The 17,365-nt window shown below is 72.4% G+C and carries 13 protein-coding genes; 6 read left to right on the top strand and 7 right to left on the bottom strand.

The window, feature by feature from the left end; translation table 11 throughout:
• Positions 1–18 precede the first annotated feature (18 nt).
• Complete coding sequence (locus GA0074692_RS15580; RefSeq protein WP_091645261.1) at positions 19–1,188, bottom strand: sensor histidine kinase; 1,170 nt, start codon at positions 1,186–1,188, stop codon at positions 19–21.
• Positions 1,185–1,841: a response regulator transcription factor gene (locus GA0074692_RS15575; protein WP_091645258.1), complete on the bottom strand. Its 657-nt coding sequence runs from the start codon at positions 1,839–1,841 to the stop codon at positions 1,185–1,187. Before GA0074692_RS15575 ends, GA0074692_RS15580 begins: the two co-directional genes overlap by 4 nt.
• Positions 1,842–1,975: 134 nt before the next feature.
• Between GA0074692_RS15575 and GA0074692_RS15570 the strand changes: the two genes are divergently transcribed.
• The 4 genes from GA0074692_RS15570 to GA0074692_RS15555 all read left to right on the top strand — a co-directional run bounded on the left by GA0074692_RS15570 (position 1,976) and on the right by GA0074692_RS15555 (position 5,646).
• On the top strand, positions 1,976–2,518 hold the full coding sequence (locus GA0074692_RS15570; protein ID WP_091645255.1) for a hypothetical protein: 543 nt from the start codon (positions 1,976–1,978) through the stop codon (positions 2,516–2,518).
• Positions 2,515–3,699 (top strand): peptidoglycan-binding protein, encoded by a 1,185-nt coding sequence (locus tag GA0074692_RS15565; protein WP_245730322.1) that lies wholly within the window; start codon positions 2,515–2,517, stop codon positions 3,697–3,699. The genes GA0074692_RS15570 and GA0074692_RS15565 overlap by 4 nt, the downstream gene beginning before the upstream one ends.
• Complete coding sequence (locus GA0074692_RS15560; protein WP_218106676.1) at positions 3,692–4,396, top strand: ABC transporter ATP-binding protein; 705 nt, start codon at positions 3,692–3,694, stop codon at positions 4,394–4,396. Before GA0074692_RS15565 ends, GA0074692_RS15560 begins: the two co-directional genes overlap by 8 nt.
• 74 nt (positions 4,397–4,470) lie before the next feature.
• On the top strand, positions 4,471–5,646 hold the full coding sequence (locus GA0074692_RS15555) for an ABC transporter permease (RefSeq protein ID WP_176738702.1): 1,176 nt from the start codon (positions 4,471–4,473) through the stop codon (positions 5,644–5,646).
• Between the two features lie 91 nt (positions 5,647–5,737).
• Here the strand turns inward: GA0074692_RS15555 and GA0074692_RS15550 are convergent, their stop codons facing one another.
• From GA0074692_RS15550 to GA0074692_RS15535, 4 genes are all read right to left on the bottom strand, one after another.
• Positions 5,738–7,462, bottom strand: a complete 1,725-nt coding sequence (locus GA0074692_RS15550; protein ID WP_091645248.1) for a hypothetical protein — start codon at positions 7,460–7,462, stop codon at positions 5,738–5,740.
• Positions 7,463–7,923: 461 nt separating this feature from the next.
• Entirely contained in the window at positions 7,924–8,679 is a 756-nt protein-coding gene (locus tag GA0074692_RS15545) for a succinate dehydrogenase/fumarate reductase iron-sulfur subunit (protein WP_091645246.1), read from the bottom strand.
• Positions 8,676–10,613, bottom strand: a complete 1,938-nt coding sequence (locus tag GA0074692_RS15540) for a fumarate reductase/succinate dehydrogenase flavoprotein subunit (protein ID WP_091645243.1) — start codon at positions 10,611–10,613, stop codon at positions 8,676–8,678. Before GA0074692_RS15540 ends, GA0074692_RS15545 begins: the two co-directional genes overlap by 4 nt.
• A gap of 2 nt (positions 10,614–10,615) precedes the next feature.
• On the bottom strand, positions 10,616–11,305 hold the full coding sequence (locus tag GA0074692_RS15535) for a succinate dehydrogenase cytochrome b subunit (RefSeq protein WP_091645240.1): 690 nt from the start codon (positions 11,303–11,305) through the stop codon (positions 10,616–10,618).
• Between the two features lie 72 nt (positions 11,306–11,377).
• On the opposite strand from GA0074692_RS15535, the gene GA0074692_RS15530 reads away from it, so the two are divergent.
• Positions 11,378–12,313, top strand: a complete 936-nt coding sequence (locus GA0074692_RS15530; RefSeq protein ID WP_091645238.1) for a LysR family transcriptional regulator — start codon at positions 11,378–11,380, stop codon at positions 12,311–12,313.
• A 193-nt stretch (positions 12,314–12,506) separates the two neighbouring features.
• On the opposite strand, the gene hrpA is transcribed toward GA0074692_RS15530, so the two are convergent.
• Entirely contained in the window at positions 12,507–16,655 is a 4,149-nt protein-coding gene (gene hrpA / locus GA0074692_RS15525; protein WP_091645236.1) for an ATP-dependent RNA helicase HrpA, read from the bottom strand.
• 274 nt (positions 16,656–16,929) lie between these two features.
• On the opposite strand from hrpA, the gene GA0074692_RS15520 reads away from it, so the two are divergent.
• Positions 16,930–17,313 carry a cytidine/deoxycytidylate deaminase family protein gene (locus GA0074692_RS15520; RefSeq protein WP_091645234.1) on the top strand — a complete coding sequence of 128 codons (384 nt, stop codon included), beginning with the start codon at positions 16,930–16,932 and terminating at the stop codon, positions 17,311–17,313.
• Positions 17,314–17,365 lie beyond the last annotated feature (52 nt).

The following is a 17,365-nucleotide window of genomic DNA, read 5'->3' as shown; positions in this document are numbered from 1 at the left end:
TCGGGCACGCCACCCGGTTCACGGGGTGGGGAGGGACACCGTGACGACCAGGCCGCCGCCCGGTCGGGGCAGGGCGTGCACCGTACCCCCGTGCGCCCGGGCCACCGCCCGGACGATGGACAGGCCCAGCCCGAAGCCCCGGTTGCCGGCCGCCCGCTCCCGGCTCAGCCGCTGGAACGGCAGGAAGATCGACTCGACCTCGTACCCGGGCACGACCGGCCCGCTGTTGCGGACGGTCAGCACGGCCCGGCCGTCCGCCGTCGTGGTGGACACCGTCAGCCAGCCGCCGTCGCCGACGTTGTGCCGTACCGCGTTCTCGAGCAGGTTCTGGGTCAGGCGCTCCAACAGCACCGGGTCACCGACCGTCCGGGCCGGGGCCAGCTCCCGGGAGACCGTCAGGTCCGTCCGGTCCGCGGTCTGGTCGGTGAGGTGGGCGGCCACCTCGGCGAGATCCACCTCGGTCCGCTCGGTCAGCGCGTTCTCCGAGTCGGCGAGGGTGAGCAGCCCGTCGATCAGCCGCTCGTGCCGCTCGTTCACGGTGAGCAGCGTCTCCCCGAGCTGGCGCAGCTCCGTCGGGGCGTCCGGCCGGGTGATGGCCAGTTCGACCAGGGACCGGTTGATCGCCAGCGGAGTGCGTAACTCGTGCGAGGCGTTGGCGACGAACCGCCGCTGACCGTCGAAGGACCGGTCGAGCCGTTCCAGCATCAGGTCGAAGGTGTCGGCCAGTTCCTTCACCTCGTCGGTCGGACCGGCCAGGGCGATCCGCTCGTGCAGACCCCGGCCGGCGCCGTCCGCGCCGGCGATCCGGCGGGCGGTCCCGGTGATCTGGTTCAGCGGCTGCAACGCCCGCCCGGCGACCAGCCAGCCGAACGCGACGGCGGCGACCGTCACCACGGCCAGCGCCACCCCGCCCTGGGTCAGCAGGGAGTCCAGCGCGTCCTGCCGGGCGTCCTCCTGCACCTGTCGGACCAGCCCGCGCAGGGTCTCCGCCTGGTCGGGGGTGATCTTCGTGCCGGACTGCGGCAGCGACATCCGGTCCGGGTCCCGGCTGCGCAGGTCGAACCCGAGACCCCGGGTGAGCCGCTGGTCGACCAGCACGTAGGTCACCGCGAGCAGCACCGTCCCGGCGAACAGGAACAGCCCGCCGTAGACCAGCGTGAGCCGCGCCCGGATGGTCAACTTCTTCACGGGATCTGGTACCCCCGGCCGGGCACCGTCTCGATGACGGGCGGCTCGCCGAGCTTGCGGCGCAGCTTCATCACGGTCACCCGCAGCACGTTGGTCAGCGGGTCGATGTGCTCGTCCCAGGCCCGTTCCAGGAGTTCCTCGGCGGAGACCACCGCCCCGTCGGCGCGCAGCAGCTCGGCCAGCACCCCGAACTCCTTGCGGGACAGCGGCACGGGGCGTCCGTCCCGGGTGACCTCGAGCCGGGCCGGGTCCAGCACGATGCCGGCCCGGGCCAGCCGGGGCGGCGCGGCCGGCCGGGTACGCCGGGTCAGGGCGTGCACCCGTGCGCTCAGCTCGATGAACGCGAACGGCTTGGTCAGGTAGTCGTCGGCGCCGATGGCCAGCCCGGCGACCCGTTCCCGGACCGCGGCGGCGGCGGTCAGCATCAGCACCCGGGTCTCCCGGTCGGACTCGACCAGGGCCCGGCAGACGTCGTCACCGTGCACGAGCGGCAGGTCCCGGTCGAGCACCACCACGTCGTACCCGTTGACCCCGATCCGTTCCAGCGCGGCGTCCCCGTCGTACACGACGTCCACCGCGAACGCCTCCCGGCGCAGCCATTCGGCAATCGCGTCCGCCAGGAGCCGTTCGTCCTCGACCACCAGTACCCGCACCGTTACATCCTCGCCCACCGTCGCATAACCACGCCGTTAACGGCACCGCGACGTTTACGCTCCGGCTACGCCCCGTCACGTTGACTCGTCCCTGGACGCCGGCTTCCCGCCGGCCGGGAAAGGAGCACGAGACGATGCGGAGACGGCTGACGGGCGTACTGCTCGCCCTGCCCCTCGTGGTGGCCTTCGGACTGGCCGGCTGCGGTGGGGCCGACCAGGACGGCGACGGGGTGGCCACGGCCGGTGGCGACGGTGCGCGGCCGACGGTCGACGCCGCCGCGTTGAGCGACGACGAGCGTCGGATCAGGTTCACCCGATGCCTGCGCGAGCAGGGGCTGGACGTGGCGGATCCGGCGCCGGGCCAGAACGGACCGCGCTTCAAGCCCGGCTCCGACGTGGACCGCACCAAGGTCCAGGCGGCCCTACAGGCGTGCCGCGAGTTCGCCCCGAACGGCGGACAGCCCCGGCAGCTCAACGCCGACCAGGTCGAACAGGTCCGCAAGCTGGCCCGCTGCATGCGGGAGAACGGTGTCCCGAACTTCCCCGACCCGGACGCCGACGGCCGGATCCAGCCCGGGAAGGCCGACATCGACCGGCAGGACCCGGTGGTCCGGGCGGCGTTCGACAAATGTCGCGAGGTGGTGCCCAACCTCGACGAACGGCTGGGGGCGTCGTGAGCGCGCCGGTGGGCACCGACACCGGGGCCGCCCCGGTGAGCGGGGACGACGGCACGACGGAGACACCGCCAGCGGGCTCGACGCAGGTGGGGCGGAAGCACAGCCGACGCCGGTGGCGGCCGGCCACCGTGCTGGCCGCCGGGACGGCCGTCGTACTGGCCGGCGGGGCGGTCGCGGTCGGGGTGGCCGCCGACGGCAGCGCCGGGGACTCGGCCGGGGCCGCCCCGCTTCCGCCGACCACCACCACCGTCGCCCGGCAGACCCTCGTGGACCGGGAGACCAAGACCGGCGAGCTGGGGTACGGCGCACCGCGCGCCCTGGACACCCGGTACAACGGCACGCTGACCTGGCTGCCCGCCACCGGCGCCACGGTCGCCCGGGGCAAGGCCCTGTACCGGATCGACGACGACCCGGTGGTGCTGCTGCACGGCAGCCTGCCGGCGTACCGGACGCTGCGGTCCGGGGTCAGCGGCCGGGACGTCAAGCAGTTCGAACAGAACCTCACCGACCTGGGCTACACCGGCTTCACCGTCGACAACGACTACACCTCCGCCACCGCCGACGCGGTCCGCCAGTGGCAGGACGACCTGGGGGTGGCCGAGACCGGGCAGGTCGAGCCGGGACGGATCGTCTACGCCGCCGGCACGGTCCGGGTGGCCAGTCAGGGCGCCGAGGTGGGGGACGCCGTCGGTCCGGGCCGGACGGTGCTCTCGATCACCGGCACCACCCGGCTGGTCACCTGCACCCTGGACGTCGACGACCAGCGGCTGGCCCGCAAGGGCGCACAGGTGACCCTCACCCTGCCGGACGGGAAACGGACCACCGGCAAGATCGGCGCCGTCGAGACGGTCGTGCAGACCTCGCCCGGGGCGGCCGGCCAGGATCCGGTCTCCGAGACGAAGGTCGAGGTCTCGGTGACCGGCGACGACCCGGCCGCCCTCACCGGCTTCGATCAGGCGGCGATCGACGTCGGGTTCGTGGCGGCCCAGCGGGCCGACGTGCTCACCGTGCCGGTCGCCGCGCTGCTCGCCCTCAGCGAGGGCGGCTACGGCCTCCAGATGGTGAGCGAGGGGGGCACCCGGATCGTCGCGGTGCGGACCGGCCTCTTCGCCGCCGGCCGGGTAGAGGTCTCCGGCGACGAGGTCGTCGAGGGGATGACGGTGGGGATGCCCCGTGACTGACCAACACCCCGACCACGTCGTGCGCCTGCGGGACGTGACCAAGCGGTACGGCGACACCGTCGCCGCCCTGGACCGGGTCGACCTGACCATCGACCGGGGCGAACTGGTGGCCATCGTCGGTCCCTCGGGCTCCGGCAAGTCCACCATGCTCAACGTCATCGGCACCCTGGACCGGCCCACCTCGGGCACCGTCCACGTTGACGGGTACGACGCGTCGCGGCTCTCCGACCGGGAGCTGTCCGCCCTGCGGGCCAGCCGGATCGGGTTCGTGTTCCAGCAGTTCCACCTCGCGGTGGGCGTACCGCTGGTGGAGAACGTCGCCGACGGCCTGCTCTACGCGGGCGTACCCCGGCGGGAGCGGCTGCGGCGCGCGGAGGTCGCGCTGCGCCGGGTCGGGCTGGCGCACCGCCTCGACCACCGGCCGCACCAGCTCTCCGGCGGCGAACGGCAGCGGGCGGCGATCGCCCGGGCCGTGGTCGGCGAACCGCCGTTGCTTCTGGCCGACGAGCCCACCGGCAACCTGGACTCCAGCTCCGGGGCCGGGGTGATGGAGCTGCTGCACGGGCTGCACGCGGCCGGCACCACGGTCGTGGTGATCACCCACGACCGGGAGATCGCGGCGAGCCTGCCCCGCCAGGTACGGATGCGGGACGGGCGGATCGTGGCCGAGAACGCCCCGCTGGGGGTGCTCGGGTGACCGCGACGACGACCCGATCGGCGGACGCCGACCGACCGGACCGGCTGCGACCGGACCGGCTACGGCCGGCCCGGATGCACCCGCGCGACGTGCTGCGCGTCGGTGGCGTGGGGCTGCGCACCCGACCGCTGCGGGCCTTCCTCTCCGCGCTGGGCATCGCCATCGGCATCGCGGCGATGATCAGCGTCGTCGGGATCTCCTCGTCGTCCCGGGCCGATCTGGACCGGACCCTGGCGGCGCTGGGCACCAACCTGCTCACCGTCGCGCCGGGCAGCACCCTCTTCGGGGCTGACGCCCAGTTGCCGACCGAGTCGGTGGCGATGATCTCCAGGATCGGGCCGGTGCAGCAGGTCGCCGCGGTCGCCCAGCTCGCCGACACACCGGTCTACCGGTCGGACCGGATCCCGACCGCGCAGACCGGCGGGCTGGGCACCCAGGCGGTCACCCTGGACGTCCTGGACACCGTCGGGGGCACGATCGCCCACGGCACCTGGCTCAACGAGGCCACCGCCCAATATCCGGCCACCGTGCTCGGCGCGGTCGCCGCGGAACGGCTCGGGCTCGGCGCGGCCGGGCCGGACATCCAGGTCTACGTCGACGGTCGCTGGTTCACCGTGATCGGGATCCTCCGGCCGGTGCCGCTCGCCCCGGAACTCGACTCGGCGGCGCTGGTCGGCTGGCCGGCCGCCACCACCTACCTCGGCCTGGACGGGCACCCGACCCGGATCTACACCCGCTCCGCCGAGGAACACGTCGAGGCGGTACGCGCGGTGCTGGCGGCGACCGCCAACCCGGAACAGGCCAACGAGATCCAGGTGTCGCGACCCTCGGACGCGCTCGCCGCCCGGCAGGCCACCGACGAGGCGTTCACCGGTCTGCTGCTGGGCCTGGGCGCGGTGGCCCTGCTGGTGGGCGGCGTCGGGGTGGCCAACACCATGGTCATCTCGGTGCTGGAACGGCGGGCGGAGATCGGGTTGCGCCGGGCGCTCGGTGCCACCCGGGGACAGGTCCGGACCCAGTTCCTCGCCGAGTCGCTGCTGCTCTCCGCCCTCGGCGGGCTGGGCGGGGTGCTGCTCGGGGTCGTGGTGACCGCCGGCTATGCCTTCTCCCGGGACTGGCCGGCGGTGGTGCCGCTGTGGGTGATGGCGGGTGGCATCGGCGCGACGATCGTCATCGGCGCGGTGGCCGGGCTCTACCCGGCGATCCGGGCCAGCCGGCTGTCGCCCACCGAGGCCCTGGCCACACCCTGACCCCAACCCACGTCATCCCCGGCCCGGGGGATGCGGGCGGCGCCCGACGTCCGGTGTCCCCACCGGTCGTCGGGCGCCGCGTGGCGTCGGGTCAGCGTCGGGTCAGCTTGTGCAGTTCCCAGCCGCCCAGGTGGGTGGTCGGGTCGGTCCGCAGGTTCATCGGGTTCGCCATCCCGATGTACAACGTGGACCCCTCCGCGACCATGGTCCGTACGCCCTGGTTGAGCGGGTTGCCGAAGCCGGTCTTGTCGACGGCGCGGGCCGGCTGCCCTGGCGCGTCGAACGACCACAGGTCCGAGCCGAAGGTGGGCGGGTCGTACCCGGGCTCCGGCTCCGCCGGCATCTCGCCCTCCAGGGCGATGTAGGCGAAGTCCATGGTGCCGACGTAGAGCCGTCCGCCGGCCACCGTCATCTTCCAGGCGTAGAGGTTGTACTGGTCCCCGAAGCCGGAGCGGCCGTGGACCGGGGTCACGCCGGTCGGGGTGGTCTCCCAGGCGCCCACCCCGTTGTTCGCCGTCGGGTCGAACGCCGGCAGCTCGGACTCGCCGTAGAGCGTCTCGACCGTCTCGTCGGCGCTGCCGAGGTCCCGGCCCCGGAAGACGGCGAACGCCCGCTGGGTGTTCGCCACGGTGGCCGCGAGCTGGTCCTGGTTCTTCGGCGGGTAGACCCGGACGTGCAGCGCGGTGGCCTGGAGCGGGACGTGCATGGTGCCCCAGTAGAGCTGCCCACCGTAGGAGGCGAGACCACCGATCGCGTACACCCGCCGGACCACCGGGTCCGGCTCGTACTCGGCGGGCGACCAGACCTGCGTCCAGCCGGTGGCGTCCGGCGGGGTGAGGCCGGGCTCGCCGTCGGCCAGCGGCGGGCTCATCCAGAGGCTGCCCAGGTCGGCGCTGTTGTCGGCGGCCTGGTCCAGCCCGCTGCCGGCCGCGGCGCCCTCCACGATGGCCTTCGGCCAGGTGGTGACGTAGAGCCGGCCGTCGTGCGCGGTGATGTCGGCGGCCTGGGTCGGCAGGTCACCGACCACGGTGAAGGCGAACGGGTTGGTCCGGTCACCCGTCCAGCGCAGGACCCGGCCGGCGTCACCGCCGTTGGTGCCCATCCCGACGCCCGCGTAGAGCACCCCGTCGGCGACGGCGAAGTGCCGGATGTTCTCGTAGTCGGCGAGGTTGGTCGAGCCGAGGAAGTTGCCGGTGAAGGTGTCGAACGCGAACAGGTTGATGCCGGCGACGAGGCTGGGGCCGGCGAGCAGCACCACGCCCCGGTGGGCGGCGCCGCTGCGCAGCCCGGCCGTCGAGCGGAGCAGGGCCGCGTCCGCCGGCGACGCGTCGGTGATGTCCGCGGTCCGCTCGGTGAGCTGCTCGTCCGTCAGGTCGTAGACGTAGACCTCTGGCGGCCGGTGGTCGCCGAGGTTGGCCGGCAGGGACGGGTTCTGCCGGGCCGGCTGGCTGTTGGCGAACTCGCAGGCGTAGTCGTCGTTCAGGATCGGTTCCCGGACGTTGTAGCCGTCCGGCTTCAGGCAGAGGACGTTCGCCCCGGTGCCGAACCAGAGCTTGCGCCCGGCCTTGGCCAGACCCCAGACGTACGACTGGTTGACCTTCTCCTGGCCCGCCGCGCAGGGCGGCCCGGCCGGGTAGTCGACGCCGATTCCGGCGAAGCACTCGTCGGCGGCGGCCTTGGCCAGCAGCCGTACGCTCTCCGGAGGCCGGGCGCCCCCGGCCTCGACCTCGGCGGCGGCCGGGGCGGCCGAGGTGGTCACGAGACCCAGGGCGACGAGGGCGGTCAGTAGTCGACCTGGTGGTTGGAGCCGACGCATCAGTCTTCCTTCCGACACCGTTCAGGAGCGGCGCGGAGCCCGAGACGGGTCACCGGAATCGCCGCCGAGTGGAGAGGGGCGGTCCCGTCGGGTTACTGCGATCCGGGAGCCGTGTGGAGGAGACGTTAACACGCTCATGAATGGCATTCGACTGATTGTCGTCATTAAATAATTTGAAACCGGGGTCGCCCGTAGATCGGCCGTTCGACAGGCGCGGCGGGCGGTTGGTGCGGTGGTGAGCGGTCTTTCCGGCGGCTATTTCCGGCCTGCGTCAAATTACCGTTGTTTACTCGGCATAAACGTGCGGGACGGCCGTTGTCCGCGTTCACCAGAAGTTCTCGATTGCCCCTGGAAATTCTGCTGCCGGAGGGCGACGGCGTCGGTGAATGCGTCGTGCACCGTGCCGGACCGGCCGGCAGGGTGCCCCGGACCGTGGCGGGGCACCCTGCCGGGGCGGAACGTCAGGCGGTGTCGCCCCGCTTCGCGGTGGCCTTCAGGTAGTCCCGGTTGAGCCGACCGATGGTGTTCAGCGGGATGCCCTTCGGGCAGACCACCGTGCACTCACCGGCGTTGGTGCAGCCGCCGAAGCCGGCCTCGTCGTGCGCGTCGACCATGCCGATCACCCGGGTGTACCGCTCGGGCTGGCCCTGTGGCAGCAGCGAGAGCTGGGTGACCTTGGCGGCGGTGAAGAGCATCCCCGAGCCGTTCGGGCAGGCGGCCACGCAGGCGCCGCAGCCGATGCAGGCCGCCGCCTCGAAGGCGGCGTCCGCGTCGACCTTCGGCACCGGGGTGGCGTGCGCCTCGGGGGCGCTGCCGGTCGGCGCGGTGACGTACCCGCCGGCCGCGATGATCCGGTCGAACGCGCCCCGGTCGACCACCAGGTCCTTGACCACCGGGAAGGCCCGCGCCCGCCACGGCTCGATGTCGATGGTGTCCCCGTCGGCGAACTGCCGCATGTGCAGCTGGCAGGCGGTGGTGCCGCGCTGCGGCCCGTGCGCGTTGCCGTTGATCATCAGGCCGCACATGCCGCAGATGCCCTCGCGGCAGTCGTGGTCGAAGGCGACCGGCTCCTCACCGGCGAGGATCAGCCGCTCGTTGAGCACGTCGAGCATCTCCAGGAAGGACATGTCCGGGGAGACGTCCTCGACCTGGTACGTCACCATCCGACCCTTGTCCTTCGGGCCGGACTGGCGCCAGATGCGCAGGGTCAGGTTCACTTGTAGCTCCGCTGCGTCGGGTGGACGTATTCGAAGGTCAGGTCTTCCTTGTGCAGCACCGGGGGCTCACCGGCGGCGGTGAACTCCCACGCCGCCGCGTACGCGAACCGTTCGTCGTCGCGCTGCGCCTCGCCGTCCGGCGTCTGGTGTTCGGCCCGGAAGTGGCCGCCGCAGGACTCCTCCCGGTGCAGGGCGTCGACGCACATCAGCTCGGCCAGCTCGAAGAAGTCGGCCACCCGGCCGGCCTTCTCCAGCGACTGGTTGAGGCCCTCGCCGTCGCCGGGCACCCGGACCCGCTGCCAGAACTGCTCACGCAGCGCCCGGATCTCGTCGATCGCCTTGCGCAGCCCGGCGTCGCTGCGCTCCATGCCGCAGTGCTCCCACATGATCTGGCCCAGCTCGCGGTGGAACGAGTCCACCGTGCGGTCGCCGTCGACGGCGAGCAGCCGGGCGATCCGGTCCTCGACGTCGGTGCGGGCCTCGACCGCCGCCGGGTGGCTCGCGTCGACCTTCTCGAACGGGCCGGCGGCCAGGTAGTTGGCGATGGTGTTGGGCAGTACGAAGTACCCGTCGGCGAGGCCCTGCATCAGGGCGGACGCGCCGAGCCGGTTGGCGCCGTGGTCGGAGAAGTTCGCCTCGCCGATCACGAACAGGCCGGGGATGGTCGACTGGAGGTCGTAGTCGACCCAGAGCCCGCCCATGGTGTAGTGCACCGCCGGGTAGATCCGCATCGGCACCTGGTACGGGTCCTCGCCGGTGATCCGCTCGTACATCTCGAAGAGGTTGCCGTACTTCGCCTCGACGGCCTTGCGGCCGAGCCGGGCGACGGCGTCGGCGAAGTCGAGGTAGACCCCGAGCCCGGTCGGGCCGACGCCGCGCCCCTCGTCGCAGACGTTCTTGGCGGCGCGGGAGGCGATGTCCCGGGGGACCAGGTTGCCGAAGGACGGGTAGATCCGCTCGAGGTAGTAGTCCCGCTCGTCCTCGGGGATGTCCTTCGGGTTGCGCTGGTCGCCCTTGGTCTTCGGCACCCAGACCCGACCGTCGTTGCGCAGCGACTCGCTCATCAGGGTCAGCTTCGACTGGTGGTCGCCGGAGACCGGGATGCAGGTCGGGTGGATCTGCGTGTAGCAGGGGTTGGCGAAGTACGCGCCCTTGCGGTGCGCCCGCCAGGTGGCGGTGACGTTGCAGCCCTTGGCGTTGGTGGAGAGGTAGAAGACGTTGCCGTACCCGCCGGAGGCGAGCACGACCGCGTCGGCGAACTCCGTGGTGATCTCACCGGTGACCAGGTCCCGGACCACGATGCCCCGGGCCCGTCCGTCCACCACGACCAGCTCCAGCATCTCGTGCCGGGCGTTCATCTCGACGTTGCCGAGCCCGATCTGCCGCTCCAGGGCCTGGTACGCCCCAAGCAGCAGCTGCTGGCCGGTCTGGCCCCGGGCGTAGAAGGTGCGCTGCACCTGCGCGCCGCCGAACGAGCGGGTGTCGAGCAGGCCGCCGTACTCGCGGGCGAACGGCACCCCCTGGGCGACGCACTGGTCGATGATGTTCACCGACACCTCGGCCAGCCGGTGCACGTTCGACTCCCGGGAGCGGAAGTCGCCGCCCTTGACGGTGTCGTAGAAGAGCCGGTGCACCGAGTCGCCGTCATTGCGGTAGTTCTTGGCGGCGTTGATGCCGCCCTGCGCGGCGATCGAGTGCGCCCGGCGCGGGCTGTCCTGGTAGCAGTACGACCTGACCCGGTAGCCCTGCTCGGCGAGCGTGGCGGCGGCCGAGCCACCGGCCAGGCCGGTGCCGACCACGATCACCGTCATCTTCCGGCGGTTGGCCGGGTTGACCAGCTTGGCCTCGAAGCGGCGGCGTTCCCAGCGGGTCTCGATCGGGCCGTCGGGAGCCCGGCCGTCGGCGACCGGGTCGCCCTCGCGGTAGAGATCCATGATCAGTCCACCAATCCGGTGAGTACGGCGAACGGCACCGACAGGTAGCCGGCGCAGAGCACGACGGCGAAGGCCAGCGCGATCACCCGCGCCCGGCGCTCGCCGTTCGGGGTCTGCTGCCCGAGGCTGCGCAGTGCGCTGAAGACGCCGTGCCGCAGGTGGAACCCGACGGAGACGACCGCCAGGGTGTAGAAGAGGGTGACGTACCAGCGCGACGGGGCGAAGTCGGCGACCACGTTGGCGTACGGGCGGGTCGGGTCACCGACCGGGTTCAGCGTCCCGGTGGTCAGGTCGAGGATGTGGTAGATCACGAAGAGCAGGATGATCACGCCACCCCAGCGCATGGTCCGGGCGGCGTAGCTGCCCTGCACCTTCTTGCGGTGGGCGTAGCGGACCGGCCGGGCGGCGCGGGCCCGCAGGGCGAGCGTGGTGGCCGCCGCGATGTGGGCGAGCACCGCCACCAGCAGACCGGCCCGCAGGATCCACAGGAACCAGACCCCCGGCAGGACCGGCGCGCCGATCTCCCGGAGCCAGTGCGCGTAGTGGTCGAACGAGGACTGGCCGGCGAACACCTTCAGGTTGCCGACCATGTGCGCGACGAGGAACAGCACCAGGACGATGCCGGTCACCGCCATGACGGCCTTCAGGCCCACGCTGGAGCGGACGGGCGACCGAGTTGTCGTGACTACCACGGCATCGACGCTAGGAGGAACTGCGATTAGTCGTCCAATGCATGGAAGTCACACCATGCATAGCCCTAAGCTATGCCGATGCAGTTCCATCAGCTCAGGTACTTCGTGGCAGTGGCCGAACTACGACATTTCACCCAAGCTGCCGAACACGTCGGCATCACCCAACCGTCGTTGAGTAAGCAAATTCACGCCCTGGAGACCGAGCTCGGCACCCCCCTGTTCGAGCGGGTCCGGGGCAACATCGCCCTCACCGCCGCCGGTGAGGTGCTGCTCCCCTCCGCCAAGCGGATCCTCGCCGACGTGGAGACCGCGCACCGGGAGGTGCAGGAGCTGGTCGGCCTGCGCCGGGGGCGGGTCCGCCTCGGCGCCACCCCCAGCCTGGTGACCTCGCTCGCCCCGCCGGTGCTGCGCCGGTTCCGGGACGCCCACCCCACCGTCGACCTGCGGGTGGAGGAGGGCGGCTCGCAGGACCTCGTCCGGGACCTGCTCCGGGGCGACCTCGACCTCGCCCTGATCATCATGTCGGCCCAGGGCCCCGACCCGGGGCTGCGCGCCGAGCCGATCCTGCGGGAGAGCCTGGTGGTCGCCTCACTGGAACCGATTCCCGCCGCCATCGCGACCGGCGAGCTGCGTATCACCGATCTACGCGACCAGCCGCTGGTGATGTTCCGCCAGGGCTACGACATCCGCGACGCCACCCTCGACGCCTGCCGGGCGGCGGGCTTCGAGCCCTCCTTCGCGGTGGACGGCGGCGAGATGGACGCGGTGCTCAGCTTCGTCGAGGCCGGGCTCGGAGTGGCCCTGGTGCCGGGCATCGTGGTCGCCCGTCGCCCCCGCATCCGGGTCACCCCGCTCGCCCCGCCCGGCGTACGACGGACCATCGCGGTGGCCCGACGCCGGGACGCGGTGCCCACCCACGCAGGCCGGGAACTGCGCCGGATCCTGCTCGAGTACGTCCGCGACGCCACCGACGAGGGGAAGCTGCCACCCGGCGTCCAACCCCTGTGACCGGCCCTGACCCGGCATGCGGCCCGGCCCTGACCCGGCATGCGGCCCGGCCCTGACCCGGCATGCGGCCCGGCCCGGCCCGGCCCGGCCCGGCCCGGCCCGGCCCGGCCCGGCCCGGCCCGGCCTGGGCCGGCCGCGACGCACGCCGGCCGGCCGTGACGGACACCCCCGCCGCATCCGACGGGAGCGTCCGTCAGCGTCCCTCGGCGTCGTCCATCGCCCGGTAGATCCGCTGCTCCGAGACCGGGTACGGGGTGCCGAGCGCCTGCGCGAAGACGTTCACCCGCAACTCCTCGATCATCCAGCGGATCTGCCGGACCGCCTCGGCACCGCGTCGGCTCGCCGGCAGGGCGGCGAGCATGTCCTGGTACTCCTTCTGCACCACCGCGATCCGGTCCTGCTGCTGGCGGTCCCGTTGCGGGTTGCCGGCCAGCCGGTCCAGGCGTCGCTCGATCGCGGCGAGGTAGCGCAGCAGGTCCGGCAGGCGGGCGTACCCGGTCTCGGTGACGAACCCGGCGTGCACCAGCCCGGCGAGCTGCGCCTTGATGTCGGCCAGCGCGGCCACCAGGCTCAGGTCGGTGGTCCGGGTCAGTCGCTGCTGCACCGCGTGGGCGGCGGCGAGCACCTTCCGGACCCGGTCCATCACCTCGACCACGGTGTCCACCAGGTCGGCGCGGACCTTCTCGCGCAGCGCGGCGAAGCCCTCGGCGTCCCAGGCCGGACCGCCCGCGTCGGCGACCAGCCGGTCGATCGCCGCCCCGGTCGCGTCCTCGATGAGCTGCTGCACCCCGCCGTGCGGGTTACGGCTCAACGCCAGCTTCGCCTCGTTGCTCAGCCGCCCCTGGAGGAACTTCGCCGGGTTCGCCACGGTCAACCGCAGCAGCCGGCGGGTTCCCGCCCACATCGCCGCCGCCTGCTCCGCCTCGGAGTCGAAGACCTTCACCCCGACCGTGGACCCCTCGTCGACCAGCGCCGGGTACGCGACCACCCGGTACCCGGCCCGGACCTGCTCGATGGTGCGCGGCAGCGTACCGATGCTCCACTCGCGCAACCCGGCACGGGCCACGTCCGGGGCGGCGGCGGCCACCACCTGGCGTACCTCGGTCTTGAGCTGACGTTGCAGGGCCGGCAGGTCCTTGCCCTCGGCGACCGGCTTGTTCTCCTCGTCGAGCACCCGGAAGGTGACCCGCAGGTGCGCGGGGAGCTTCGCCAGGTCCCACGCGTCGCGGGGCACGGTCACCCCGGTCATCCGGCGCAGCACCCGGGTCAGCGCGTCCAGCAGCGGCTCCTCGCCGGGGGTGATCGCGGCCAGGGCGGCGCGGGCGAAGTCTGGCACCGGCACGAAGTTGCGCCGGACCGCCTTGGGCAGCGAGCGGATCAACGCGACCACCAGCTCCTCGCGCAGCCCCGGCACCTGCCAGTCGAAGCTCTCCGCCGGCACCTGGTTGAGCAGCGGCAGCGGGATGTCCACGGTCACCCCGTCGGCCGTGGTACCCGGGTCGAACCGGTAGGTCAGCGGCAGCGTCACCCCGCCGGAGTGCCACTCGTCGGGGTAGTCCGCCTCGGCCACGCCGCCCCGGCCGGCGTTGACCAGCAGCTCCCGGGTGAAGGTGAGCAGGTCGGGCCGCTCGCGACGCTCCTTCTTCCACCAGGCGTCGAAGTGTCGTCCGGACACCACGTCGGCCGGGATCCGCTCGTCGTAGAAGGCGAAGATCGTCTCGTCGTCGACCAGGATGTCCCGTCGCCGGGCCCGGTGCTCCAGCTCCTCGACCTCGTCGCGCAGCTTCTGGTTGTCCCGCCAGAACTGGTGGTGGGTGGACCAGTCGCCCTCCACCAGGGCGTGCCGGATGAACAGTTCCCGGCTCAGGCCCGCGTCGATCCGCCCGAAGTTCACCTTCCGGCCGGTGACCAGCGGGATGCCGTAGAGGGTCACCTTCTCGTACGCGAGCACCGCCGCCTGCTTCTTCTCCCAGTGGGGCTCGCTGTAGCTGCGCTTGACCAGGTGCTGCGCGAGGGGTTCGACCCACTCCGGCTCGACCCGGCCGGCGACCCGTCCCCAGAGCCGGGAGGTCTCCACCAGTTCGGCGGCCATCACCCAGCGGGGCGGCTTCTTGAACAGCGCCGAGCCCGGGAAGAGGGCGAACTTGGCACCCCGTGCGCCGAGGTACTCATGTTTCTGCGGGTCCTTCAGCCCGACGTGGGAGAGCAGCCCGGCCAGCAGCGACTGGTGCACCTTCGGGGTGTCGATCTCCTCCGGCAGGTCCGCGGTCCCGCCCCGTCGACCCCCGCCGTCGGCTGTGGTCACGCCGTCCTGTCGTCCCCCGCCGGCCGTCGTCGCGCCGTCCCGCCGTCCTCCGTCGGCTCCGGCCTCCGCCGACCCGCGCCGGCCGCGTCCCGGGCCACCCGGTTCCGGCGTACGGAGCACCTGGCGCAGTTGGCTGACGATGTCCTGCCACTCGCGCACCCGCAGGTAGTTCAGGTACTCCGCCTTGCACATCCGGCGGAACGCGCTGGAGGACAGGGCGCGCTGCTGCTCGCGCAGGTGACGCCAGACGTTGAGCAGGCTGACGAAGTCCGACTCACGGTCGGTGAACCGGGCGTGCGCCTGGTCGGCCTGGGCCTGCTTCTCCACCGGCCGCTCGCGTGGGTCCTGGATGGAGAGCGCGGCGGCGATCACGACCACCTCGGTGGCGCAGCCGTTGCGCTCGCCCTCCACCACCATCCGGGCCAGCCGGGGGTCCACCGGGAGCTGGGCCAGCCGCCGCCCCAGCGGGGTGAGCCGCTTCGCCGGGTCGGTCTGGGTCACGTCGAGCGCGCCCAACTCGTGCAGCAGGTTCACGCCGTCGGTGATGTTGCGCCGGTCCGGCGGGTCGATGAACGGGAACGCGGCGATGTCGCCGAGCCCGATCGAGGTCATCTGGAGGATGACCGAGGCCAGGTTGGTGCGGAGGATCTCCGGATCGGTGAACTCCGGCCGGGAGAGGAAGTCCTGCTCGTCGTAGAGGCGGATGCAGATACCGTCCGAGGTACGCCCACAGCGGCCCTTGCGCTGGTTGGCCGAGGCCTGGGAAACCGCTTCGATGGGTAGCCGCTGCACCTTGAGCCGGCTGGAGTAGCGGGAGATCCGCGCGGTGCCCGGGTCCACCACGTACTTGATGCCGGGGACGGTCAGCGAGGTCTCCGCGACGTTCGTGGCGAGCACCACCCGCCGCCCGGTGTGCGGGGCGAAGACCCGGTGCTGCTCGGCGGCGGAGAGCCGGGCGTACAGCGGGAGGATCTCGGTGCCGAGCAGGGAACGTTTCTTCTGCACCAGCTTGCCGAGCGCGTCGGCGGTGTCCCGGATCTCCCGCTCACCGCTGAGGAAGACCAGGATGTCGCCCGGCCCCTCGGCGGCCAACTCCTCGACCGCGTCGCCGATCGCCTGGATCTGGTCCCGGACGTTCTCCTCGTCGTCGCCCTCGTCGTCCTCGGCCTCGGTGACCTCGACCAGCGGCCGGTACCGCACCTCCACCGGGTACGTCCGCCCGGAGACCTCCACCACCGGCGCGGGCCGTTCCTCGGTCGCCCCGTCGGCCGGCGGCGCGGCGAAGTGCCGGGCGAACCGGTCGGTCTCGATGGTCGCCGAGGTGATGATCACCTTCAGGTCGGGCCGCCGGGGGAGGAGCTGTCTCAGGTACCCGAGGATGAAGTCGATGTTCAGGCTGCGCTCGTGCGCCTCGTCGATGATCAACGTGTCGTACTGGCGCAGCATCCGGTCGGTCTGGAGTTCGGCCAGGAGGATGCCGTCGGTCATCAGCTTGACCAGGGACCGGTCGCTGACCTGATCGGTGAAGCGCACCTTGTAGCCGACCACGTCGCCCAGTTCGGTGCCCAACTCGTCGGCGATCCGGTCGGCGACCGTGCGGGCGGCCAGCCGCCGGGGCTGGGTATGCCCGATCAGCCCGTGCACGCCCCGTCCGAGCTCCAGGCAGATCTTCGGCAGCTGGGTGGTCTTACCCGACCCGGTCTCACCGGCCACGATCACCACCTGGTGGTCGCGGATCGCGGCGGCGATGTCATCCTTACGCTCGCTGACCGGCAGGCCCGCCGGATAGGTGATCACCGGTACGGCCGCCCGGCGGGTGGCCAACCGCGCCTCGGCGCCAGCCACGTCCGCAGCGATCTCGACCAGCGCGGCGTCCCGCCGGACGGGGTCGCGCAGCCGGCGTACCCCATCCAGCCGACGCTGGACGCGGCGCTGGTCGCGGAACATCAGCGCGGCAACCCGGCGGTGCAGCTCGCGGAGGTCGGCGGCGGGCTCGCGGACGGTGTCGGGCGCGGCGGAGGCGGAAGGATTCTGCATGTCGTCGCCAAGGATAGGCAGCTCGCCGCCGGACCGCTCCCGGGTTATCGCCGTGCCGCCCCCGTCCCCCTCCCGGGCTGCCACCGTCACGCCGCAGGGCCGCTCCCCGGTTGTCTCCGCTCCCCGGTTGTTCCCGCTCCCGCCGTCCGGCCGCTGGACCGTTCCCGGATTGCCGCCGGCCGGCGGAAGGCATCCGCACCCGGCGGGGAGGGCCTCCACCCTCACCCAACTGGCAGGGTCTACAGTTGGTCGCCGATCGAGCGTGGGGGATGCGATGACCATGCGGGACACCGACCGGGCCCTGGTGCAGGCCGCCGGCGCGGTCGCCCGGCTGCGGTGTCGCAGTGCCCGGCACACCGTGGCCGCCGCGGCCCGGACGCCGGAGGGACGCGTCCTCACCGGCGTGAACCTGCACCACGACACCGGCACGACCTGCGCCGAGGCGGTCGCCGTCGGCACGGCCGCCACGCAGGCCGCCGGTGAGCTGGAGACCATCGTCGCGGTGGGGGACCGGGGACGGGAGATCCTGTCGCCCTGTGAACGGTGCCGGAGCCTGCTGCTCGACTACTTCCCCGCGATCCGGGTGATCGTCGGTCCGATGGACGATCCGCGTGTGCTGCCCCTGGCCGACCTGCCGACACCCGCCGCGACGCCGTAGCGGTAGCGGTAGCGGTTACGGAGCCTGCCTTCGGGTGACGTTCCGGAACCGA

The organism is Micromonospora pallida (genome assembly GCF_900090325.1).
GTDB classification, from domain to species: domain Bacteria; phylum Actinomycetota; class Actinomycetes; order Mycobacteriales; family Micromonosporaceae; genus Micromonospora; species Micromonospora pallida.
The sequence above is the reverse complement of the archived record's forward strand: the minus strand, read 5'-3'. Positions and strand labels throughout refer to the sequence as shown.